Source organism: Paenibacillus cellulosilyticus (genome assembly GCF_003182255.1).
GTDB classification, from domain to species: domain Bacteria; phylum Bacillota; class Bacilli; order Paenibacillales; family Paenibacillaceae; genus Paenibacillus_T; species Paenibacillus_T cellulosilyticus.
In genome coordinates, this window is record NZ_QGTQ01000005.1 from 209,508 (window position 1) to 231,229 (window position 21,722).

General features: G+C 53.1%; 18 protein-coding genes. 9 read left to right on the forward strand and 9 right to left on the reverse strand.

Annotation, left to right across the window (positions count from 1 at the left end; all coding sequences use genetic code 11):
* Positions 1-79 precede the first annotated feature (79 nt).
* Both DFQ01_RS10050 and DFQ01_RS10055 read right to left on the reverse strand, forming a co-directional pair.
* On the reverse strand, positions 80-655 hold the full coding sequence (locus DFQ01_RS10050) for a GNAT family N-acetyltransferase (protein WP_110043751.1): 576 nt from the start codon (positions 653-655) through the stop codon (positions 80-82).
* Positions 656-688: 33 nt separating this feature from the next.
* Positions 689-1,465: an exodeoxyribonuclease III gene (locus DFQ01_RS10055; RefSeq protein WP_110043752.1), complete on the reverse strand. Its 777-nt coding sequence runs from the start codon at positions 1,463-1,465 to the stop codon at positions 689-691.
* Positions 1,466-1,716: 251 nt separating this feature from the next.
* On the opposite strand from DFQ01_RS10055, the gene DFQ01_RS10060 reads away from it, so the two are divergent.
* Positions 1,717-2,388 (forward strand): NAD-dependent epimerase/dehydratase family protein, encoded by a 672-nt coding sequence (locus DFQ01_RS10060; RefSeq protein ID WP_110043753.1) that lies wholly within the window; start codon positions 1,717-1,719, stop codon positions 2,386-2,388.
* On the opposite strand, the gene DFQ01_RS10065 is transcribed toward DFQ01_RS10060, so the two are convergent.
* Positions 2,385-2,906 (reverse strand): DUF1648 domain-containing protein, encoded by a 522-nt coding sequence (locus DFQ01_RS10065; RefSeq protein WP_174812471.1) that lies wholly within the window; start codon positions 2,904-2,906, stop codon positions 2,385-2,387. The genes DFQ01_RS10060 and DFQ01_RS10065 overlap by 4 nt on opposite strands.
* A 154-nt stretch (positions 2,907-3,060) precedes the next feature.
* On the opposite strand from DFQ01_RS10065, the gene DFQ01_RS10070 reads away from it, so the two are divergent.
* Positions 3,061-4,308 (forward strand): hypothetical protein, encoded by a 1,248-nt coding sequence (locus tag DFQ01_RS10070; RefSeq protein ID WP_110043755.1) that lies wholly within the window; start codon positions 3,061-3,063, stop codon positions 4,306-4,308.
* Positions 4,309-5,117: 809 nt separating this feature from the next.
* On the opposite strand, the gene murI is transcribed toward DFQ01_RS10070, so the two are convergent.
* Positions 5,118-5,912 (reverse strand): glutamate racemase, encoded by a 795-nt coding sequence (gene murI / locus DFQ01_RS10075; protein WP_110043756.1) that lies wholly within the window; start codon positions 5,910-5,912, stop codon positions 5,118-5,120.
* Positions 5,913-6,148: 236 nt separating this feature from the next.
* Here murI and DFQ01_RS10080 point away from each other — a divergent pair, with 236 nt between their 5' ends.
* Positions 6,149-7,678: an MDR family MFS transporter gene (locus DFQ01_RS10080; RefSeq protein WP_110043757.1), complete on the forward strand. Its 1,530-nt coding sequence runs from the start codon at positions 6,149-6,151 to the stop codon at positions 7,676-7,678.
* Between the two features lie 57 nt (positions 7,679-7,735).
* Here DFQ01_RS10080 and DFQ01_RS10085 read toward each other — a convergent pair whose 3' ends face one another.
* Positions 7,736-8,170 (reverse strand): hypothetical protein, encoded by a 435-nt coding sequence (locus DFQ01_RS10085; RefSeq protein WP_110043758.1) that lies wholly within the window; start codon positions 8,168-8,170, stop codon positions 7,736-7,738.
* 211 nt (positions 8,171-8,381) lie between these two features.
* Between DFQ01_RS10085 and DFQ01_RS10090 the strand changes: the two genes are divergently transcribed.
* The gene (locus tag DFQ01_RS10090; RefSeq protein WP_110043759.1) at positions 8,382-8,897 is read left to right on the forward strand and encodes a YcxB family protein; all 516 of its coding nucleotides are present in this window, start codon (positions 8,382-8,384) and stop codon (positions 8,895-8,897) included.
* A gap of 134 nt (positions 8,898-9,031) precedes the next feature.
* Positions 9,032-10,489, forward strand: a complete 1,458-nt coding sequence (locus DFQ01_RS10095; RefSeq protein ID WP_174812472.1) for a stalk domain-containing protein — start codon at positions 9,032-9,034, stop codon at positions 10,487-10,489.
* Positions 10,490-10,561: 72 nt separating this feature from the next.
* Here the strand turns inward: DFQ01_RS10095 and DFQ01_RS10100 are convergent, their stop codons facing one another.
* Positions 10,562-11,443 (reverse strand): DMT family transporter, encoded by an 882-nt coding sequence (locus DFQ01_RS10100; protein WP_110043761.1) that lies wholly within the window; start codon positions 11,441-11,443, stop codon positions 10,562-10,564.
* Between the two features lie 226 nt (positions 11,444-11,669).
* On the opposite strand from DFQ01_RS10100, the gene DFQ01_RS10105 reads away from it, so the two are divergent.
* Entirely contained in the window at positions 11,670-12,527 is an 858-nt protein-coding gene (locus DFQ01_RS10105; RefSeq protein WP_110043762.1) for an AraC family transcriptional regulator, read from the forward strand.
* On the opposite strand, the gene DFQ01_RS10110 is transcribed toward DFQ01_RS10105, so the two are convergent.
* Positions 12,528-13,961, reverse strand: a complete 1,434-nt coding sequence (locus tag DFQ01_RS10110; protein ID WP_110043763.1) for a HEAT repeat domain-containing protein — start codon at positions 13,959-13,961, stop codon at positions 12,528-12,530. It abuts the gene before it with no gap.
* A 361-nt stretch (positions 13,962-14,322) separates the two neighbouring features.
* On the opposite strand from DFQ01_RS10110, the gene DFQ01_RS10115 reads away from it, so the two are divergent.
* The 3 genes from DFQ01_RS10115 to DFQ01_RS10125 are packed head-to-tail and all read left to right on the forward strand — an operon-like array spanning position 14,323 to position 17,793.
* Positions 14,323-15,294: an ABC transporter permease gene (locus DFQ01_RS10115; RefSeq protein WP_110043764.1), complete on the forward strand. Its 972-nt coding sequence runs from the start codon at positions 14,323-14,325 to the stop codon at positions 15,292-15,294.
* A gap of 14 nt (positions 15,295-15,308) precedes the next feature.
* Positions 15,309-16,175, forward strand: coding sequence for a carbohydrate ABC transporter permease (locus tag DFQ01_RS10120; RefSeq protein ID WP_110043765.1), 867 nt, complete (start codon positions 15,309-15,311; stop codon positions 16,173-16,175).
* Between the two features lie 58 nt (positions 16,176-16,233).
* A complete protein-coding gene (locus tag DFQ01_RS10125; protein ID WP_110043766.1) occupies positions 16,234-17,793 on the forward strand; it encodes an extracellular solute-binding protein in 1,560 nt (519 codons plus the stop codon).
* 40 nt (positions 17,794-17,833) lie between these two features.
* Here the strand turns inward: DFQ01_RS10125 and DFQ01_RS10130 are convergent, their stop codons facing one another.
* Both DFQ01_RS10130 and DFQ01_RS10135 read right to left on the reverse strand, forming a co-directional pair.
* On the reverse strand, positions 17,834-19,648 hold the full coding sequence (locus tag DFQ01_RS10130; RefSeq protein WP_245946613.1) for an ABC transporter ATP-binding protein: 1,815 nt from the start codon (positions 19,646-19,648) through the stop codon (positions 17,834-17,836).
* A 31-nt stretch (positions 19,649-19,679) separates the two neighbouring features.
* The gene (locus DFQ01_RS10135) at positions 19,680-21,395 is read right to left on the reverse strand and encodes an ATP-binding cassette domain-containing protein (RefSeq protein ID WP_174812473.1); all 1,716 of its coding nucleotides are present in this window, start codon (positions 21,393-21,395) and stop codon (positions 19,680-19,682) included.
* Positions 21,396-21,722 lie beyond the last annotated feature (327 nt).

Here is a 21,722-nt window from a genome sequence, read left to right on the forward strand (position 1 = left end):
TGGCCGTGACTAGATGAATGCCTGCTTTTATACAACATAAGGGCTGCCGCATGGCAACCCTTCAGTCATAAGCTTTCAGCTAGTTCCTATTAAGCATGTAGTAGTGATAGCTTCGCTCTTCAATTACAACATCATGCAAATAGTCAAAGCCGCATTTGCGAATCACGCTGTTTGACGGGACGTTGCTGGTCTCCGCGATCGCGATGAGTTCCCGGACCGTGGTATGCTCGAACAAATACTTGATCAACCCTTGTGCGGCTTGCGTTGTGTATCCTTTATTGCGATGCTTGCTTGCGATTCCATATAGAATCTCCCGATTTGGGGGAGGTAGTTCGTCCTTAATGCCAGTCCCGCATACACCGATAAACTCGCCCGTAGCTCTCAGGAAGATACCGAGCCGCAAACGCGCTTTCCCGAGATCACCACCTTGCGATACGGCAGCCAGAAACCGATCGTTATCGGGTATTTCGTAATGGATGAACCACTCTTCCCGCTGTTCCTTCGGTACATTCCAATCGATCAAATATTCATGGAAGTGCGGCTCCCACGTCAGCGCGTGAAAATCATCCAGATCCTCCGGACGAAACGCCCGCAAAATAAGATCTTCGCATTCTATCGTAAATACGTTGCTGCTGTGCTCTTGCGAATGGCTCATTGAAATTCTCCTAATCGCTCCTAGCAGATTGTGTCACCGCACTCCATTATGCAGGGTATCCGCTAGCTCAAGCCTCACTGGGCAGTGGTCGCTGCCAAAAATGTGACAGTCGATCTCAGCTTCTACGATGCTAGGGGCAAGTCTAGCCGATACGAGAAAATAGTCGATGCGCCAGCCGATATTCCGCTCGCGCACCTTCGGCATGAAGGACCACCAGCTAAACGTATCGCCACGCTCGGGATGCTGATGACGGAACGAATCGATGAAGCCAGCTTCGAGCAGTGTCGAGAACTTTCCGCGCTCCTCGTCCGTAAAGCCGGAGTTGCCGATGTTCGACTTCGCGTTCTTAATGTCGATTTCTTGATGGGCGACGTTCAAATCTCCGCATACGATAACAGGCTTCCGTGCGTCGAGCTCTGTCAGGTAGGTACGGAATCGCTCCTCCCATTCCATCCGGTAGTCAAGCCGCGACAGGTCACGCTTCGCATTTGGCGTATAGACGTTCACGAGATAGAAGCTATCGAATTCGAGAGTCAGTATTCGTCCCTCGTTCTCGCTGTCCTCTTCCATACCGTAACGTACGGTGATTGGCTTGATCCGCGTGAATACAGCGGTGCCGGAGTAGCCTTTTTTCACGGCATAGTTCCAGAACTGTCCGTATTCTTCGCCGAGATCCAGCTCGATCTGTCCTTCTTGCAGCTTTGTTTCCTGCACGCAGAAAATATCGGCGTCAGCCTCGCGGAAATAATCGCCGAAGCCTTTGGTCACGCAGGCGCGCAGACCGTTCACATTCCAAGATACGAGTTTCATTGCTAGGTGTTCTCCAATCTATCAAGGTTCAATTGTCGAATGAATGATGTGCTCGTACAAGTGTAGCATATGTCGGTTATTCAAGCGATGCGGGAGAGAATGGTTGGATTCTGTGGTGGACGGTGCATGGTGGCAGGCCATCGGTGTATGTAGGGAGCTCTGGTACGTTTGAGTTCCATGTTCTGGCACCGTATACTGGCTTGTAACAGCTGCTGCAAGCGGCTAATTGACGGTAGAGGACGGGTTGAGGAATGGACAAGCTGAGCGTTATTGTGACGGGCGTTACGGGTATGGTTGGCGAGGGCGTGCTGCATGAATGCTTACAATCGCACGAGGTGGAGCGGGTGCTTGTCATTAACCGCAGACCGTGCGGAGTGAAACATCCGAAGCTGACGGAGATTGTGCATGCCAGCTTTCATGATTTAGAACGAATCGAAGATCAGCTTACGGGGTACAATGCATGCTTCTTCTGCCTCGGCGTATCCTCGGTTGGAATGTCGGAGGCAGCCTATCGGCAGGTGACCTACGATCTGACGATGCACGTGGCATCAACGCTTGTTCGTCTTAACCCGGAGATGGTGTTTACGTACGTAACAGGCATGCATACAGACAGTACGGAGAAGGGCAAATCCATGTGGGCGAGGGTAAAGGGGAAGACGGAGAACGATCTGATGAAGCTGCCGTTTAAGGCGGCATATATGTTCCGTCCCGGCTACATTCATCCGACACCGGGGTTTAAGAACGTACATAAATACTACAAATATATGACGTGGCTGTACCCGGCACTGCGCCGGTTGTTCCCGAAGTATGCGCTGACGCTGCGTGAGCTGGGACAGGCAATGATCCATGTTGCGAAGGAGTTGCCCGGGCAGCGCATACTTGAGGTGCCGGATATCGTTCGGTTAGCGGGACTTCAGCGTTAGCTGATTGTGGTCTTTGGCGTTCGGAAGCGGCGGATTATATACAATAAATAGCTTAATACAGTACCAAGAATAATGATAATGGCGGTAATAGTGAGGATGCCGACCCCTTCTGAACGGCCAGTCTCGGCGCTTCGAATCGTCATGATGCCAATCGCGCTGAACAGCAGCACAAGCTCCAGCTTGAGCCAGGTGAGCATTTGAACGGTAAGGCGATACAGCTGTGAAGCGTTTTGCTCCGTAACGGCAACGGGATAGTTGAAGGTGTGGGGAAATCGGTTGAGCGTTGTGATTAAAGCATAAGGCGCAATCGTGATGAGCGGGAAAAGCAGCAGCGTGGCTCGATTTCCCCAGCCATCGGCTTCACCGGACCCATCGAAATGAATGGGAATGGTCGACGGAAGGTCACTCCATCGGACGAGCAAGTAGATAAGCGTACCGACGATAACGACAATGTTCACTACCTCAAGCCACAGCTCAAGCGCCGAGCGGGGAACCCGTATGACAGGTCTTTTTTCCATAGTGATGCCTCCTTGTGTAATTAAGTAAGCAAGACACGAAGAGTATACCATTATAAGGAATTAATTGAATATATCATCTTTACAATAGCAACCAAATCGGAATGGTGACCGTCTAGAACACAAACATGTGCCTGTTATCGAGGAGGTTAATCTTTTGTCCGTTAAGCAAAAACAGATCATTCTCCTATCTACCTTAGTTGCGCTAATGATTGTTGTTGTAGTGGTTGCTGTTGTGATTCCTCTTAGATCCCACAAGGATTCGATCGAAGATTCGACTGTTGCGGCCGCGACGACAGATTTCTCATCAAGTGAGCTTGAACCAGGCTATGATATGCCTCTGCTGCCGAACCGACTTTTGGAAAGCCGGCTATACGATGCCCCTTCTTGGCCGGAGAGCTCGAGTATGATTGTCGTCAATGACAGTGCACAGCTCCGCGCCGCTGGCATCAGCCGATATGGAAGGTTAGAGATTATATCGCAGCCGGGCGAATTAACGAAGCGGGATGGCGGACCGACCAAATACAATGGCACGTATACGGTACAGTATGTGGATGCGTCGGGAAAGACGCATAAGCTGCCGGATCAGGTGAAGCAGGTGCTTCGCCAGCTGCCGGAGCCTGCGGCGGTGATGAAGGTTGTTCCGCTAGGCGATACCGATGTGCTGCTATTTCTGCCGCGCTACTATCGCTTTGCGCAAGGGTATGATGCTATCTATACAACATATGCTTATGCAATTACGGCTAATGAAGAAGCGTTTCCGCTTGAATTCGTGTACAACGAGAAGGGAAGCGGGCTGAAGGTGATGGATTCGTTCTTGTTCGACATGAACGGGCCGATTGAATCGGCGGGGACGGCGTTGTCTGCTCAGACGGTCATTATGGGCGAGCGGTATGAGATCGGATGGACATTGGATGTGGATAAGCATCAGCTGCTTGCCAAGGAACTAAAGGATCGAACAGAGGAATATGCCAAGCTGGACGATATTACGAGTCGTGCGTCGAAGCATATAGAGCAGGCGTTTGGACTGACGGAAGTGGATTATCCGGACGGTAAACTGCCCGAAGATAAGCTGCGCGAGCTGTTCACGGATCAGGCATGGAGTAATCCAGGATTTCAATTTCTGCGTGAGGATTTCGTTAAGCAGGAGCAGAGAACAGGCAATACGAACCGCGCCTTCGCATGGAATCCCATCGATGCGGCATACACCTCACCGGACACGATCCGCTTCACGTTTACGATCAACCTCTGGTACGCAATCGGATTGGCAGGCCACCTCGAGGTCGAGTTAAAGCAGCAAAACGGCCAATGGATTATAGCCGACTTCGGCACGCTGGAGACGGAGAAGCTCGATGATCCCAATGCACCATACAGCGGCCTGTTAATGGAGGATCCGCTGGATTAGGTGGGGGTGAGGGAGCTGGCTAGCGTACATAAATGTATGCTAACTGCCCGCAGGATGCCGACTGGGTGGGATAGGATACAAAAAAGTAGGCTAACTGCCGACAGCGAGTGTACCGGGCCAGATAGAGCACAAAAAAGTAGGCTAACTGCCGACCACGAGTGTACCGGTCCAGATAGAATACAAAAAAGTACACTAACTGCCCGCCGCGCGCCGACTGGGTGACAGAGAGTACATAAAAGTAGGCTAACTGCCGACCACGAGCGGAACGGGCTAGATAGAATACAAAAAAGTACGCTAACTGTCCGCCGTGCGCCGGCTGGGTGAGATAGGATACAAAAAAGTAGGCTAACTGCCGACAGCGAGTGTACCGGTCCAGATAGAGCACAAAAAAGTACACTAACTGCCCGCCGCGCGCCGACTGGGTGGGATAGGATACAAAAAAGTAGGCTATCTGCCAAACGGAAACTCTCACTGGCTGGTGGTTAGAGGCGTATAATCGCCGCTAAAAATCCAAGGGTGCCTGATTGGCGAGATAGAGGCGTAATTCCGCCTCTATGACGCACGGAGTCATTCGGCTCGCGGGATAGAGGCGAAAATTCGCTCTTATAGGCAAGTGGTGCCCCCGGCGACCAATATAGAGGCGGAAAATCGCCTCTATAGGCACACGCAGTCCCCGTCCAGCCGGATAGGGGCGAATAACTGCCCCTAAACTCACGCATCATCTCACCACCACACCACTCACGCACCGCACCATACGCGCCTCAACACACACAAACCCCGCTCAGCTTACGCCGAGCGGGGTTCTTTTTTTAAGAAATCGATTCTTCGCGCTGTGCCAGGTTGCTCTCGTAGTAGGAGAGCGCCGTTTGCATTTTGTCGATATAAGCCGGCTCGTTGCCTGTGCACATGAAACGGACTTTGCCGCTGCCGTGCCCAACGATACCGAATCGGTTGAGCAGCGCGGACAGCCTGCGAACCGTTCCAGCATTGCCGTCGACGATCTCAATATGACTAGGCAGCATGCCGCGCAAAATGTTCCGGTAGAACGGGTAGTGTGTGCACCCAAGCACAATGATGCCGTAATCGTCGAGATTATATTCCGCGAATTTGGAGCGGAAGTAAGCCTCCATCACCTGCGGATCGAACTGCAAGCTCTCGCAATAGTGCACGAGCTCCGGCAGTGGCAGCGAATCTACGATACCGCCCTCGTCTACACGGGAGACAAGCGCGTAATAGCGCGGCAGCTTAAGGGTCAGCGGCGTTGCGAGCACGAGCACACGCTTGCCTGTCACGCGATTCATCTCAACGGCTGGCTTCACAGCCGGCTCCATGCCGACGATCGGCAGGTCATAGACGGAGCGCAACTCCTCCACCGCAATGCTCGTTGCCGTATTGCACGCCACAACCAGTGCGTCGATGCCCTGCTCCATCATCGTGCCGACTGCCTCGAATATATAATCTCTTACTTCATCCTTTGTCTTGGACCCGTAAGGAACATGCAATGTATCGGCCATATACAAATAATCCTGATCGGGCAGTCGCCGTAGTGATTCCGCAAGCACTGACAGCCCGCCAATGCCCGAGTCGAAGAACCCAATAGTCATGTGCAATCGATTCCTATCCTATGTAGTCTAAGTCTTTAATCAGCATACTCCTTCAGCCCCCGGACGGCAAGGGACAAAAGCGATAAAATCGCTACCTTACGCCCTTTGTCAGCCCCAACGAAGGAGTCTTTCACCCGTCTTAAGGCGGATGAAACCTAGCTTTAGTTGCTTTATTTTGAATATAGCAGAATGTGAATTCAACGGATCAGAAAAATAATGGAATCGAGGTAATAACGATGGCGATTCAAGGCAACAACAAAACGCTCGTGCTTATCGGTCTGATGCTCGGCTTGATTTTCTCCGGGCTCGACGAGACCGTTGTCTCGACGGCTATGCCAACCATCATTCGAGAGCTGCACGGTCTCTCGCTGTATGGCTGGGTAGCGGGCGTCTATATGCTCGCTATTACAATGTTTATGCCGATTATCGGCAAACTTGCTGACTTGTACGGACGCAAGAAGGTTTATATGATCTGCATGGGGCTGTTTATCGCGGGCTCCATCGTAAGCGGCTTAGCCGATTCGATGGTTATGCTGCTCGTTGGACGCGGCATTCAAGGGATCGGCGCAGGTGGACTTATGCCGCTGTCGCTTGTCATCATTGGGGAGACATATCCACTTGAGCAGCGGGCCAAAATCCAAAGCCTGATCGGTCCTCTCATGATCATCCCGCAGCTGCTCGGACCAACGCTTGGCGGTTACATTGTTGGACACGTGAGCTGGCACTGGATTTTCCTCATCAACATTCCGGTAGGCCTCGTAGCTGCGCTCGTCCTAGCTCGCGGCATGAAGGAATCGATCGGTACAGAGAAACGCAGCGTCGATTGGGCAGGTGCTGCGACGCTCGTTATGTCCCTCATGTCGCTGCTGCTGGCACCTGTTCTTATCGATACGAAAGGGTACTCATGGGGTTCGCCGGTTATTATCGGCATGCTCGTGCTGGCGGCGATCTTCATGGCTGCCTTCATCCGAATTGAGCGCCGAGCGGCGGAGCCGATTATCCCGCTGTCCCTGTTCCGCAACCGGACGGTCATTGTACTCTCTCTGCTCGTATTCACCATTATGTTTGGCGCGATGGGCGGCATGGCGACATTCCCGCTTTTCCTGCAAAATGTCATCGGCCTGACGCCGACCGCATCGGGCTACATGCTGCTGTCGTTCATGGCGGGCGCGGTACCGGCAAGCATTGTGAATGGCTTTGTTATTACGAAGGTTCCGTATAAGAGACTGTTCATCGGCTCGTTCATCCTCCCCGTCGTCGGTTTCTTCATGCTGACTTATCTGACGGCTGACACGTCCGTGCTGTACATTATCGCTAGCTGCTTCATTCTGGGCGTTGGGATGGGTGTCCTGTTCGGCTCCGACAATCTGATCGTGCAGGAATCCGTCGATTCGTCCATCAGCGGCGTGGCATTGTCCACGGTGCAGCTGGTTCAGTCGCTGGGCGCGACGATGGGCTTCAGCATATTTGGCAGCCTGCTGGCAGGTCACATCAAGAACGGCCTCACGGGAATGGGGGATCAGCTCCCAGCCAATACGGCCGAGACGATCGCGACCGACGGTATTCCGAAAGGGCTGCCCGACGATGTGCTGCTGCAGGTGAAGACGATTTTCGCGGATTCGTTCAACTCTCTGTTCATGGTTGGAGCCGTCTTCGCCGTTGCGGCGTTCATCATCACGTGGTTCATGAAGAAAGAAGTGCTGACACCGAAGAAGGAAGATGGGCAGCAACCGCCGAGCGCGGCAACCGTAAGTGCGGAGGGCTGATCATATCCATTACGACAAGGAACCCTGGTCAATCGACCGGGGTTCTCTATGTAACGGCTAAACCGCCAGCTTCTGCAACGCGGATTGAATCTCCTGATTGAATTCTTTCATATTTCCATCTGTTGCAAAATACATAATCATGACATTACCCTGCTCATATTTCTTGAGATTGGTCAATAACGAGATCGTAAACTTGCCGCTCATATCGGTTTTCGCTTTTTGCATCTCCTGCTCGGAGTCGAAAACATAGATATAAATGCTGTGAGGGTAGACAGGTTTGATAGTCGGGTGCCCAAGCACATATACCGATGGCTTGACGTGGTTAAGCAGTGCAGCATCGTCAGTGCCGCGAGGACTTAACTCAGCGCCTTCTGCACGAATGGCATCCGCCACCTGTTCGAGTGTGAAGGTGTTTGCGGCCTTCCCTCCGTTCGTGCAGCCAGTCATTACAGTAAGAAGGACAAAGATTGCCACAAGCATTCTTAATTGCATTTCATATTCCCCTTTTTCTCGTAGATGCTTCATAGACGCTCTGCAGTGGATGGAAGTTACTTCTTTATAAATGGAATATACAGGACGAACATTCAATTATCCACCGTTAGTGAAAGCAATCAGAAACATCAATAATGCAATTCAGTCTGTCCGCCACTGCCGGTATCATCTATAATAAACAGGGGTTATTTAACAAATTTGGAGGTTTCATATGGACGCAGTTTATGAGGTTCATACGTGCAATGGCGGTCCGTCCTACTACAAGTTCAATCGGTTTCATCTCTTCCGCAAAAATAGCATCATCACCATGCTGCCATCGGTCATATTCCTAGCCGCAGGTACAGCGATCTTCTTCTCCGATCGGGCAGAGGGAATCACCTTCTGGGTGCTTGCCGTTGTGTTCCCATTCCTGCTGCTCGGGCTTACGATGCTGACGGCGAGGCGTCACCTGAAGACGAACCGAATGTTCGCCAGCATGAAGAATGTCCTCTACAAGTTCGAGCGCAATAAAATCACCTGCGAGACGACCTCGCCGAAGCTGAAGACGACGCTGGAGACCGATTGGGACAACATCTATCAGGCGTATGAGTCGGATGACAGCTTCTATATTTACATCAGCAACATGCAGGCATTCATTATTCCGAAGGAAGATTTCGTTACAGGTACACCGGAGCAGTTCAGCCAACTGCTGCAGGAGCTCGCCGGTTCGAAATATCGCAAGCGCTAATCGCAAATCCGCGCCCTATAAGCCGGTCTGTTCGCATCGCGAAAGACGGGCTTTTTTGCACCCTATTGAAACCTTCGACCAAGCAATATCGTCTATTTGTGTGTAAAATAATGGATTTATCATGGAGGTGCGCAATGCGCGTAATATCGAAACGTTGGCTGGCGAGCGTCAGCTTAGCGGTAGTCATCGGTTGCAGTCTAGTGTCAGGAGCTGCCGCGGAGTCGAGTTCCGACAGCAATAAGTATTTGTCCGATGTGAAACAAGTCGATGGCGGTGGCCACAGCGGCTATGCACTGAAGACGGATGGTACCGTATGGGCATGGGGCGGTGCCTACACCTCGCTTGGTAACGGATATTCGCAGACGGCTTACTCTCCTGTTCAAATGCATATTGATCATGTGAAACGACTATCGGGCGGCTATCGTCACTCGCTTCTGTTGAAGGATGATGGCACTGTATGGGCGGTAGGCGGTAATGAGCAGCTCGGCAACGGGGAGCAGTCTACCGAACTTACAGTAGAGCCGATTCAGGTGGAAGGGCTTAAGGACATCATCGGCATTGCAGCAGGAGATGATCACAGCCTCGCGCTTCGCAACGACGGAACGGTATGGGCGTGGGGTGGCAATCAGAACGGTCAACTCGGCATTGACGGGACAGGTAATCAGCTGCGTCCGGTACAGGTGAAGGGACTATCGCACATCGTCACGATCTCGGCGGGACTATATGAGTCGGCAGCGCTCGAGAGTGACGGACGTATCTGGGCGTGGGGGCTTGATCATAACATAGATGGCAGTAACAAAGTGACTCGGAAGCCCGAGCAGCTGGATATGGCTCCGGAGCCGATGCAGAGTAATGAATTCGGCGCAATCGCGGTGGGCTCAACATATGGCACAGCGCTCGCCTTCAACGGAACGGTCTGGATGTGGAAAAATGCCAGTTGGGCAGGTCCTGAAGCGTTCGCCACCAATGAGCTGTTCCAAGTGAAGGGGCTGAAGGACGTCGTGTCCATTGCCAACTTCGCCGCGGTGAAGTCCGACGGCACGGTTTGGACGTGGGTCGTCAACGACAAGCCGGAGGAGCTCAAGCAGGTGACGGGCATCAAGGATGCCAAAGCCATTACGGAAAGTAACAATAACTATTACGTACTGCTGGGTGACGGGCGGGTTATGGCGTGGGGGTCGAATGGTCTTGGTCAGACCGGACTTGGCGTACCGGATATGACGATTCGGGAGCCGCGCGTCATTCCAGCCTCGATCAAGGTGTATCTGGATGGCAAAGAGGTCGTCGGCGATACACCGCCGCTGCTCGTACAGGGCTCGACTTACGTGGCACTGAGAGGTGTGCTGGATCAAATGGGCATTACGCTGACCTGGGATCAGCCAACCCGCTCGGTCATTGCCAAGCTAGGAGAGACGAAGGTTGTGCTCGATTCCGTGAAGGGCACAACAACTGTAAATGGCAAAGCAATCGACACGAAGCTGAAGCCGATCATCGTGAACGGGCGGACGTTCGTGCCGCTGCGGCTTATCAGCGAAGCGTTTGGCAGTAAGGTAGTATGGGATGCGGCTGCAAACGCCGTCCGTATCTCATAACGATAAAAAAGGCTGTCTCGCACGTCATCGGTAGCAACGATGATGCGTGAGACAGCCTTTTTCTAAAAACCGCTATTCCTTATCGCCGTGACGAATGAACAGCCATACGCCGAACAGAATGAGCATACCGGCCCCGAGCTGGTAGATCGTAAGTGCTTCACCGAGCAGCATCCATGCAAGCACGGAAGCGATAACCGGCTCGCCAAGCACGGACATCGAGACAGCGGCCGTGTTCATAAATTTCAGCAGCCAATTGAACAGGTAATGCCCGAACAACGTCGGCACAATGGCGAGCAGCAGGAACACGCCCCACTCCTTCGCTTCGTATCCGAAGAACGGAATGCCTCGCACGAGGTTGTACACGGCGAGCGAAGTCGCAGCCAGCGCGAATACGGAGAAGTTGTAGACGAAGGCGCTCATGTCCTTACGAAGATGCTTGCCGAGCATCATGTGAATGGCGACAGCAAGCGCTCCAAGCATCGATAGCAGGTCCCCAACAAGCGCGTCACCCGACAAGGCGAAATCGCCAGATCCGATAATGATGGAACCAACCATCGCAATGCCGATACCGATCAGCATCATCCGATTCACTCGAGTACGGAACAGCACATAAGAAGCAAGCATGACAAAAACGGGCTCCAGCGTTAGAATGACGGTAGAGCTGGCGACGGTCGTTAACCGAAGCGAAGCCATCCATAACAGAAAATGCAACGCAAGCATGACGCCCGAGGCAATTAGCAGTCCCCACTGCCGGAGCTGAAGTCGCATCCATTCATGGCGATAGCGCCATACGAGCGGCAGCATCAGCAGGTTAGTCAGATAGAGCCGATACATCGCGATGACGGCAACGTCAGCGCTGGACCAGCGAACGAAGATCGATGAGAACGAGATTGCGATAATGCCGATGACGAACAACAGCTCGTACGTACCGGCGGACCTGCGGTCAGTAGGCATAATAGATGAAAGTCTCCCTGCGGTGTAAATAGAGTCACGCTCCTCAAAATCCAAGGACGAATAAAGCACCATTATTCTTAGACTTGGATTTTTCCGGAATGAAACGCACTGCCCCACTCAAGGACGGCGTCAGCCGTTTCACCTCATCGTACTATATTTGCCCGACGGGTGGAAATGCAGACATTCATGTAATCGTTGGAAAGACATAAGGAGGCGCGTAAGACGGATGAAAGCGAACGAGCAGTCATTCTGGCAAACCTATCTGTCCGGTATGAAGCTGCATGTGGCGATTGCGCATTATACGAAGGTGCCGCCCTCGTGGAACGAGGATGACTATGTGCCGGACGTGAACAAGCTGTATTGGATCGAGGAAGGCGAAGGGTACTTGAAGGTGGGCGACCATAAGGTGCTGCCGAAGCCTGGTGAGCTGTGTCTGCTGCCGGCGGATGTGCGCCAGTCGTATGGGACGACCTCGGACAATACGTTCGGCAAGTATTGGTGCCATTTTACGGCGAAGGTCGGTTCGTTCAATCTGTTCGAGCTGCTGAAGACGCCGATTACGGTGCGAATCCAAGACAGCGAGCGCGTGCGTGAATCGTTCAAGCGGCTTGTGCACTACCATAACAGCACGGAGTGGACCGCGGCGATCCACGTACAGTCCGCGATGCTGGATCTCATTGCAGCGTTCGTCGAGCATGCGGACCCGATTACCGTCCAAGCCCCGGCGTCAGGCACGATGGACAAAATGAACGTCGTACTCGCCTACATCGACGAGCACCTATCCGAGAGCCTAACCGTTGATCAGCTGGCGCAGCTCGTCCATTTTCACCCGAATTATTTCATTCGTTTATTCAAAAATACAACCGGCTTATCGCCCATCCAATACGTCAACCACAAACGAATGGACAAGGCGAAGCAGTTGCTCGCCTTTACGAATAAAAGCGTCTCGGCCATTGCCGAGACGCTCACGATGGATGCTCCGTATTTCAGTCGCTTATTCAAGGAATATACGGCGCTGTCGCCAACCGACTTCCGAGAGCTGGCGCTCGCCGGATCGGAAGCGACTGTGCCGAATCCGAGCTGATCAAGGATAGAACGTATTCGCAGGTGTGGTCGTTGTGCACCAACGTGCTTGGAATAAGGAATGAATAAGGACGTCCTTCGCCTCTTCCGTGCCGATATAGCGCAGCGCCTCCAGCGCATGTGCGCGTACATAGCGGTTTTCGTCATCCAGCGTTGCGGCGAGTGCTGGAACAGCAGCGGCTGCATCGCGGCCGATTCGGCTCAGAGCGAGCCCGGCCATGAAGCGCGTCTGCACATCGGCGTCCTGCAGCGCTCGGATGAGGGCGCTCACCGCCAGATCAACTTGCGGCTTCGCTAGTGCAGACGCTCCGCCAATCATGCCGAGCGACTCTACAACGGCGCTTCGTACAGCGGGCGAGCGGTGCGACAATAGCGAGGACAGCTTATCCGCCGCTTGTCCCGCTAGACCGCCGAGCTCTCCAAGCGCGAATGCAGCATGCTGCACCGTCTCGTCACGCTCATCATCGAGTGCGGCGGACAGCCAGCTGACGGCGTCTGCGCCTGCCGCAGCCAGACCATACGCGGACACGCGCGAGACGGCAGTGGACGCATCGTGCAGTCCGTTCAGTAGTGCCGCAATTCCTTCAACGCCATAACGTGCGAGCTCATAAGTCGCATTGAGCGCGGCCGGCTCGTTGGCATCTCGCAGCTCAGCCGATAGCTGAGTAATCCGTTCTTCATTCGCCACAGCAGTACCGGCAAGACTGCCAACCCGGCCAGTCAGCCAATTCCACGTATCCTCCCACATCGCTTCATGCCGAGCGATCGGCAGCGTTGCCTTCGCAGGCTCCCTCCACTGCAGCTCCGAACAATTCCAAGATGGCTCCGTTGGAGCAGCTGTCCGCATGAATTCGAACTTGAGCATATAGCGCGGCTTGCCAAGCATGTTCGCCGTTGCGCGATGCCAGATATCATAATGGATCAGGGCGAACGTACCGGCTTGACCGCTTGCATATCCTTCGCCTTCGATCTCGTCTGCTTCGAAGGTGCGTGTTTCATAGTTTTGCGTACCGGGCAGGATGCCGGTTGGTCCGAGCTCGATTGGCGTATCCTGCGGGAAGTACATGATCATCGCCCACCATGGGTGATGGTGGCGCATTTTGTTATAACCCCAATAGCTGTCCTTATGCCATCCGCCGGCAGTCGGCTGTGCGTTGTAGTGACCATGGCGGTGCGCATGAAGCATGTAATTCGGTCCGAGCACGCTCGTTAATGCGCCCGTAATGATCGGATGGTCGAACACCTGCTGAATTTCACGAATGCGCGGCAGCAGGTTGTTGCCGGGGTTTCCTTCCTCCGTATAAACCCGATGCAGCTCTTGGGTCATCGCCTCGTGGAAGGAAACGGGGAAGTCCGTTTGGAGAATCAGGAAGCCTTCTGTCACGAATGTTCTCATCTGCTCGTCGGTCAGCCGAATGGGCTCGTGGTTCGTCATATGCTGTACCTCCTACATGGGAATGTCGCCTTTCTTGATTTGATTATAGGAGCGAGCGAGCCAGAGCTACATACACGAAACTAAGTGATGCTTGCACAATATTAACGTGGTAGCTTACCGCTGAACGAGCCGACCAATTCGAGTTCCGTTGCTCTGTCTGCTGCTGGTCCAGTGACGGGTTTTTCTTGTTGACTTTCCAACTTCTATGTGCAAATATAATACCTAGTAAACTTATAGGAAATAAATATTTCACAACCGACCAGTACACTGGAGGCACTTTATAACAGCGGGAATGCTGTTTTCATAAAGTGTCTTTTTTGCGTTCCTAGAGGTCTTGTTGTCAAAGAAAGGATGAAGCGGAATGTCTACACCGGAAAACAAGCTTGTGCTCTCGAAGGTCAGTCTGCCTGATAAGAAGGTGCTGAGGAAGCATGCAGCTTTGCGGTATGTGTGGAAGCACCGGTACATGTATCTGATGCTCGTTCCGGCGGTGATCTACTATATCATCTACCACTATGTTCCGATGTATGGCGCGGTGATTGCATTCAAGGATTTCAGTATTACCAAAGGGATCATGGGCAGCCCGTGGGCGGGCTTCGAGCATTTTCAATACTTGTTCGGCCTCGACAAGTTCTGGCGTGTGTTCTGGAACACGGTGCAGATCAGCCTGCTGCGCTTGGTGTTCGGATTCCCGCTGCCGCTCATCGTTGCCCTGCTGCTCAATGAAGTACGGAGGCAGCTGTTCAAGCGAAGCATTCAGACGATTATTTATTTGCCGCACTTTATTTCGTGGGTCATTCTAGGCGGTCTGATGGTGAACCTGCTGGCACTCGACTCTGGTGCGGTGAACAGTATGCTGCACGGCATTGGTATCGGACCCATTGGATTCATGAGCGACCCGACCTATTTCCGGGGCACGTTGATCGGCTCGATGATTTGGAAGGAATTCGGCTGGGGCACGGTCATCTACATGGCGGCATTAGCGGCGGTGAATCCGCAGCTGTACGAAGCGGCGATGATGGATGGAGCGAATCGGTGGCAGCGGATGCTGCACATTACACTGCCCGGAATTAAGAGTACGATAATTATTTTGCTCATTCTGCGGCTTGGCTCGATGATGGAGGCCGGCTTTGAACAGATATTGATCCTATACAATCCAGCGGTTTATTCGGTGTCTGACATTATCGATACATACGTTTACCGAATCGGGGTTACAGAAGGCCAGTTCAGCATAGCGGCGGCGGTCGGGCTGTTCAAGTCCGTCATTAACTTCACGCTGCTCATTATTGCGAATCGGCTAGCCAGAATGACGGGCGAGCAGGGCATTTACTAAGGGGGAGGGAGACTATGCATAGCAGATTTTACGGCAGCAGATTATTCGATGGCTTTAATGTGATCATCCTTACCTTGCTTGGTGTGATTACGCTCTACCCGTTCTGGGATACGCTCGTCGTTTCGCTCAGCCCGCTCGATGACAACCTAAGCTCGGCGGTTCACCTGTTTCCGCGGCATTTCACGCTGGCTGCTTATGATTATATCTTCGGGATGAAGGAGCTGTGGACATCCTACGGCGTGACGATCTTCGTTACGGTTGTCGGTACGCTGATAAGCATGCTGTTCACCGTACTTGCCGCTTATCCGTTGTCCAAGAGCAGTCTGAAGGGAACGCGGGTCATCATGTTTCTGTTTGTCTTCACGATGATGTTCAGCGGGGGCATCATCCCGACCTATCTCGTGGTCAAAAATACCGGACTCATGAACAGCGTCTGGGCGCTCATCATTCCGACGGTGATCTTCACCTACAACCTCATTCTGATGCGAACATTCTTCCAGACGATTCCCGAGAGTCTCGAGGATTCTGCAAAGATCGATGGCTGCAGCGATGTAGGGGTGCTGTTCCGAATCGTGCTGCCGCTGTCGCTGCCATCACTTGCAACGATTACGCTGTTCTATGCGGTAGCCCGCTGGAACGAATATTTCAACGCAATCTTCTACATCACAGATCATGATCTGTGGCCGCTGCAGCTGTTCTTGCGGGGCATGCTGTTCCAGAATGAGGCGGCTTATATGAGCGGCGGAGAGAGCACGTTTCTGCTCGGCCCTTCCGTGAAGATGGCTTCAGTTATGGCGGCTGCGCTTCCGATTCTGCTGCTGTATCCGTTCTTCCAGAAATATTTTGTCAAGGGCGCTATGCTTGGCGCTGTTAAGGAGTAAGACGAGAGAGTAGACAGAGGTTAGACTATGAATCGCACTAATTGGGGGTTATTGAACGATGAAGACGTGGAAGAGATTGTTGACGACAGCCATTATGGTCACATTGATTATGTCCTTGCTTGCGGCATGCGGCAAATCGGATTCGAAATCGACGGAGGCGGCTTCTGCTTCCGGTGAAGGTGCCGCAGCATCGGATGAGGCAGTAGAACTGACGTATCTGACGACGGGTGACTTGGTCGCTGCGCCGCTCGCGAAGGATGACCGCATCATTGCGGAAATCAACAAACGGCTCGGCATTAAGCTGAACCTGAAAATCGTGCCTTACGGCGCGAACGACCAAGTCATCGCGGCATTCGCTTCCGGCGATTATCCGGATGTTGTAACGACGAGCTACCCGACGCAGGCCGTTTCCCAATGGATTAACGAAGGCATTCTTGTGCCGATCAATGATTATTTGGACGAAATGCCGACCGTGAAGCAGAAGCTGGAGAACGGTTTGCAATGGACGGCGATCGATGGCAAATACTATGGTTACCTCTATCAGGTCGGTGGCGAACACTCGAACTATACGATCACATACCGTCAGGATTGGCTCGATAAGCTGAATCTCCAGCTGCCGACGACGCTTGATGACCTATATAACGTACTGAAGGCATTCGCAACGCAGGACCCTGATGGCAATGGCAAGGCAGATACGTACGGGTTAACGACGACAAAGCCTGGTGCAGGCAGCCGTATTAGTACGTTCGACTTTGCGTTCTATGCTTACGGCCTTCCTTATGCGGATTATGAGCTCGACGACCAGGGCAATGTCATTCCGCGTTTCGAGCATCCGGCGTTCAAACAAGGCATCGAATATTTGCGCAAGCTCAATGAGGAGAAGCTGATCGATCCAGAGTTCCTCGTGAATGATAACGGCGGCAAGGAGCAGAAGTTCTACCAGCAGAAAGCCGGTGCGATGGACGATGCCCTGTTCCGCAACGTCAGCCGTATTGAGGGCAGTCTGCAGGCGGTTAACCCGAATGGCGTTATCGGCTGGACCGCTCCTCCTGTCGGCCCAGAAGGCAAAGGCGGCATGTGGACGGTTCCGAAGGGCGGTCTGTTGACCGGTATTACGAAGGAAGCGAAGAACAAAGAGAAAGCTGCGAAGTTCATCGAATTCCTGCTGTCGCCGGAAGGCCGCGACCTGCTGCAGAATGGTATCGAAGGCATCCACTACACGAAGGACGGCGACAAAATCACTTACAATGAAGAAGAGCGCGCCAAGGACGGTTTTGCGAAAAACGGCTGGTCGCATCCGCTCGCATGGGGCAATGTGATCTATCCGCTGGATGCAAGCTACCTGCCGCAGACGGAGCCGAACCGCGACCGCGCGATTCAATCGGTCGAGATCTCATCCAAGACGCAAATCCCGAACCTTGTGCCAACAATTGGCCCAGTTGAACTGAAGAACAGTGCAATCGTGAACGAGATCTACAACCAGTACTTCCTTGATATAATCAATGGGAAGATCGATATCGATACGGGAATCGCCGAGCTCAGCAAGAAGTGGCGTCAGCAGGGCGGCGATGAGATCCTGAAGGAAATCACGGATGAATACAATAAGCTGAAGAAGTAAAGTGAGATGCCCCGCCAACGGCCGTTGGCGGGGTTGTTCGTTATAGCGCTGCCGTATTCAGCTGCTCCGGCTCGTACCAGGATGCCTGCGAACGGAAAGAGCTCGCATATCGATCATTAAGCGCCATTAGCTGTTCATGGCTGCCGTCTTCTACTACATTGCCGTCGTGCAGCACTAGGATGCGATCGGCGTAACGTGCCCAGCCGAGTCGATGGGAGACGAAGACGGCCAGCTTGCCCGTGCTAAGCGCCTTGCACATGTTGTATAGTTCCAACTCACCGCTTGGATCGACCGCGGAGGTTGGTTCATCCAGTGCAATGACGCTGCTGCTTCGAAGCGCGGCCCGGCTGATCGCTAGTCGCTGCCATTGTCCGCCCGACAGCTCTCGGCCATCCGCCCATACGTTCGTTAGTTTCTGATCTAGCCCATGACTGCCTTCGGCCAAGGAGTGAAGACCGCACAGTTGTAAGACGCGTTGAATCTCCCGATCGTCTGACGAGGCAGCCGCCGAGCTGGAACCCGCCGTGACGTACTCGCGCATCGTGAGCGGATAATGACCGCAATCTTGGAAGACGGCACTGAGCTGGGTGTACAGACTCTGCCGATTAAGGTGCCGAATGTCGTGTCCATTGATTAGAATACGTCCCTCCGTCGGCTCGAATAATCCGAGCATGAGCTTCACGAAGGTGGACTTGCCAGCTCCGTTGTCACCGACGAGAGCGACCGTTTGCCCAGCGCGTAGTGTCATATTCAGTCCACGCAGCACATCGGAATGTGCTCCTGGATAACGGAAACCGACGTTGTCGAACTGAATGGTATGAATGGCTTCGTTCCATGCAAGTTGCTGATGAGCATGCAAAGGGATGGACCCATTAACAAAATCGGCTAGGTCGGAGGCCTGCGCACCTTGAATGTAGAGCCGGCTTAATGACCACGACATCTGGAGCGGAACACCTTGCGCTTGAAGGATGGTCTGGAACACAATTGCTGCTGTACCGACCGTAACGGTGCGTTGGTCAAGCTGTCCTATTATAATGGCGAGCGACGCGAACAGCAGAAGGAGGAAGGAAAGTCCGAACCATGCCGCCATGCGGCCTTCGCGTCTCCGATAGTTGTTGCGCGTTATTTCATAGGTTCGTACTCTACCGAACCATTGCTCGATCATATAGGAGAGAGCTTGGAACACTTTCAGTTCTTTGAGCACACTTGGCTCGGCCAACGACTGCTTCAAGTAATCGGCCATGCGCCCGTCCGTCGTGAGCGCTCTTGCTGCCTGTTTCACTGTAATTTCAAGTCGTACGCGTTGAATGAGGACGATTGCACTGACGGTGAACAGCATGGCTGCAATGGCCCAATGTCCGGATGCTGCAACAACGATCATGCCAGCAAGTGCGCAGGTTAGCCGAATGGTCTCGGCGGTGCTGAACAGAATGCTAGTCAAAGCCTGCCCCGCCGCCGCTTGTGCGCGGCTCAAGCGATCGTAATAGTCGGGGCTTTCAAGCTGCTCTAGCGGTACATGAATCGCATGGCTCTGAATCTCCATCATCAACTGCCGAGATGCGCGATTCGCCATGTACGTATCGGTCAGCCTCTTCATCATACCGAGAAAGACAGCTCCGGCAGATGCCGCGGCAAGTGTTACGAGTGATGGCCATGCCGCTTGCAGGATACGTGCTCTGCCGCTGCCCGCGTAATTAATCGCGGTGTCGATCAGATGCCGTTCGGCTGCTGCCAATGGAACGATGACGAAGCCTGACAGCAGAGGGATGAGCATCCATAGGATTGTGAGTCGGGGGTTCTGTTTCACAATAAGCTTGAGCAGTCTTATAATGCTTGCAGCTCGTTGTATGTACATCGTCAAGATAAGACCTCCGTTTGCTTAAAGATTAGACATACCATGCGGCTTGCAGGCGATATAACCGTTCATACTCGCCATGCGCCGTCATTAACTGCGCATGTGTGCCTTGTTCAACGAGCCGGCCATCCTTCAATACAAGGATCGTATCGGCCAGCTTAGCAGCGCCTAGCCGATGTGTCACGAGGATAGCCGTCTGTCCTTCTGCTGCCCGCAGGAAATCGGCGAAAGCTTCCCGTTCTGCCTGCGGGTCGAGCGCAGACGTTGGTTCGTCGAAGACGAGGAAGCAGTCGCCGCGCATATAAGCGCGTGCCGCTGCGACCTTCTGCCATTGCCCGCCGGATAAGTCGAATCGTCCGAACGCGGTTCCGATTGTATCATCGAGCGATGTATGCCATTCACGCAGTCCAGCCTTGGCTAGGGCTTCAGTAATTGCAGCATCATCGGTCACTTTCATAACGTCGCCGATGGCGACGTTATCACGCAGCCGCATTTGGTACCGATTGAAATCCTGAAAGACGGCCGCTGTCCGGTATGTTGGATGACCCGCTTGTACATTGCCCTCCTTAGTTAACCAGTGGACTTCGCCTGCATCGGGGCGATACAGTCCGAGCAGCAGCTTGACGAGCGTTGATTTGCCGGAACCATTCTCGCCAACGATGGCGATCTTCGTGCCTCGCTCCATCTCGAAGCTGATGTCATCGAGCGCTGCAAGGCGATCGGTGGGCGAGACGTTGTAGCGAAAAGTTAGCTGCTCTGTCCGCAGACCAATCGGTCCAGAGGCTTGCTCGGGAATATTGCCACGCTGCTGCTGATTGTGGTTGTAGGTTGTACGGTCATCTGGATGCTGGATATAGGCTTTGAAATTCTCGCAGTGAACGGCCATTTGCGACAGCGAACCAACCTGTTTCACGACACTCGGAATTGCTCCAGCAAGCAGAGTGACGCATTGGAACAGCACGACATAATCACCTGCAGTGCTGATGTTTGTTGAGCTCGAAAGGATGATTAGTAGAATCGCTATACCGCTAATGAGTGAGAAGGACAGCTCTGGCAGCAGCTTCTGTCTTTCGCTCCGGGCGACAGCCTGCTCATTCTGCTTGCCAGCATCTCGGCTGTAATCCAACCAGCGCTGCTGAAGAAGGGAGTGAAGACCGAAGATTCGAATTTCCTTCGCCGGAACCTCCGCGATGAGTAACTGATGGAGATGATCGGCGAGCCGAAGTGAAGTGGCTTGCTTCGTTTGTGTTCGTTCAAGACGTGAGCCGATTGCGGCGTAGAGCCAGCTTTGTCCGCAGCCAAGAAGCAGCAGTCCAACTGCCAATGGCCAGTAGCCCATCCAGCAGATCAATCCGGTCAGCAGGATCGCCTGCATGCTTTGGATGAGGAGGCTCATTCCTTCGAGACAGACGGCATCGGGTGCATAGAGTAGTGCACGCCGGCGTACGTCCTGCACGGAAGGTGTCTCGACTGCGCGAAGCGGGAGGCTGGCGGTTTTCTCCACGATCAGGCGTTCCTTTAGCAGGGTGCCGATTTCATAAATACGGGTATGCTTCAGCAGCGAAGAAGAACCGATGAATGCGGCTGCTGTCATAAGCAAGGCAAGTCCGGCGCAGGCGAGGAACAAGGACTCGCGATCACTCGTTGGCTGTCCCCATTGCTGAATCCGATCCATGACAAGCTTGATCAAATACAATCGGAGCGGCAGCATCAGCATGGTGACGGTGTCAAGTGAGGCTTTTTGCATGACGGGGCGTCGGTCCTCTTGGCCGAGCATGGAGATGGCATGGTGAAATACACGATAAAGGTTACTCAGTGGGGGAACCCTCCTTTAGATGTGTTTGCCTAAAGAAATGTATCCCAAAATAGAGAAAAAGTGTAGACTGATAATTTTCCGTAAGTTATACTACTATTATGAAAGGCGAGGACGCCTATGCTCTATTTGAATTCACCCTCAATTCCATATTTGAATGCACAGACACCATCGGGTGTCTTTTTTGATGCATGAGAAAAGCCTCCAGCGTCCGCTAAAGAAGCGGGCGTTGGAGGCTTGTTCGTTATTTGGGGACTCCGC

What these genes read in the sequence shown, in the direction of transcription:
- DFQ01_RS10050 (WP_110043751.1), bottom strand. Translation starts at nt 655, where the DNA reads ATGAGCCATTCGCAAGAGCACAGCAGCAACGTATTTACGATAGAATGC.
- DFQ01_RS10055 (WP_110043752.1), bottom strand. Translation starts at nt 1,465, where the DNA reads ATGAAACTCGTATCTTGGAATGTGAACGGTCTGCGCGCCTGCGTGACC.
- DFQ01_RS10060 (WP_110043753.1), top strand. Translation starts at nt 1,717, where the DNA reads ATGGACAAGCTGAGCGTTATTGTGACGGGCGTTACGGGTATGGTTGGC.
- DFQ01_RS10065 (WP_174812471.1), bottom strand. Translation starts at nt 2,906, where the DNA reads ATGGAAAAAAGACCTGTCATACGGGTTCCCCGCTCGGCGCTTGAGCTG.
- murI (WP_110043756.1), bottom strand. Translation starts at nt 5,912, where the DNA reads ATGACTATTGGGTTCTTCGACTCGGGCATTGGCGGGCTGTCAGTGCTT.
- DFQ01_RS10080 (WP_110043757.1), top strand. Translation starts at nt 6,149, where the DNA reads ATGGCGATTCAAGGCAACAACAAAACGCTCGTGCTTATCGGTCTGATG.
- DFQ01_RS10085 (WP_110043758.1), bottom strand. Translation starts at nt 8,170, where the DNA reads ATGCAATTAAGAATGCTTGTGGCAATCTTTGTCCTTCTTACTGTAATG.
- DFQ01_RS10090 (WP_110043759.1), top strand. Translation starts at nt 8,382, where the DNA reads ATGGACGCAGTTTATGAGGTTCATACGTGCAATGGCGGTCCGTCCTAC.
- DFQ01_RS10095 (WP_174812472.1), top strand. Translation starts at nt 9,032, where the DNA reads ATGCGCGTAATATCGAAACGTTGGCTGGCGAGCGTCAGCTTAGCGGTA.
- DFQ01_RS10100 (WP_110043761.1), bottom strand. Translation starts at nt 11,443, where the DNA reads ATGCCTACTGACCGCAGGTCCGCCGGTACGTACGAGCTGTTGTTCGTC.
- DFQ01_RS10105 (WP_110043762.1), top strand. Translation starts at nt 11,670, where the DNA reads ATGAAAGCGAACGAGCAGTCATTCTGGCAAACCTATCTGTCCGGTATG.
- DFQ01_RS10110 (WP_110043763.1), bottom strand. Translation starts at nt 13,961, where the DNA reads ATGACGAACCACGAGCCCATTCGGCTGACCGACGAGCAGATGAGAACA.
- DFQ01_RS10115 (WP_110043764.1), top strand. Translation starts at nt 14,323, where the DNA reads ATGTCTACACCGGAAAACAAGCTTGTGCTCTCGAAGGTCAGTCTGCCT.
- DFQ01_RS10120 (WP_110043765.1), top strand. Translation starts at nt 15,309, where the DNA reads ATGCATAGCAGATTTTACGGCAGCAGATTATTCGATGGCTTTAATGTG.
- DFQ01_RS10125 (WP_110043766.1), top strand. Translation starts at nt 16,234, where the DNA reads ATGAAGACGTGGAAGAGATTGTTGACGACAGCCATTATGGTCACATTG.
- DFQ01_RS10130 (WP_245946613.1), bottom strand. Translation starts at nt 19,648, where the DNA reads ATGTACATACAACGAGCTGCAAGCATTATAAGACTGCTCAAGCTTATT.
- DFQ01_RS10135 (WP_174812473.1), bottom strand. Translation starts at nt 21,395, where the DNA reads ATGCAAAAAGCCTCACTTGACACCGTCACCATGCTGATGCTGCCGCTC.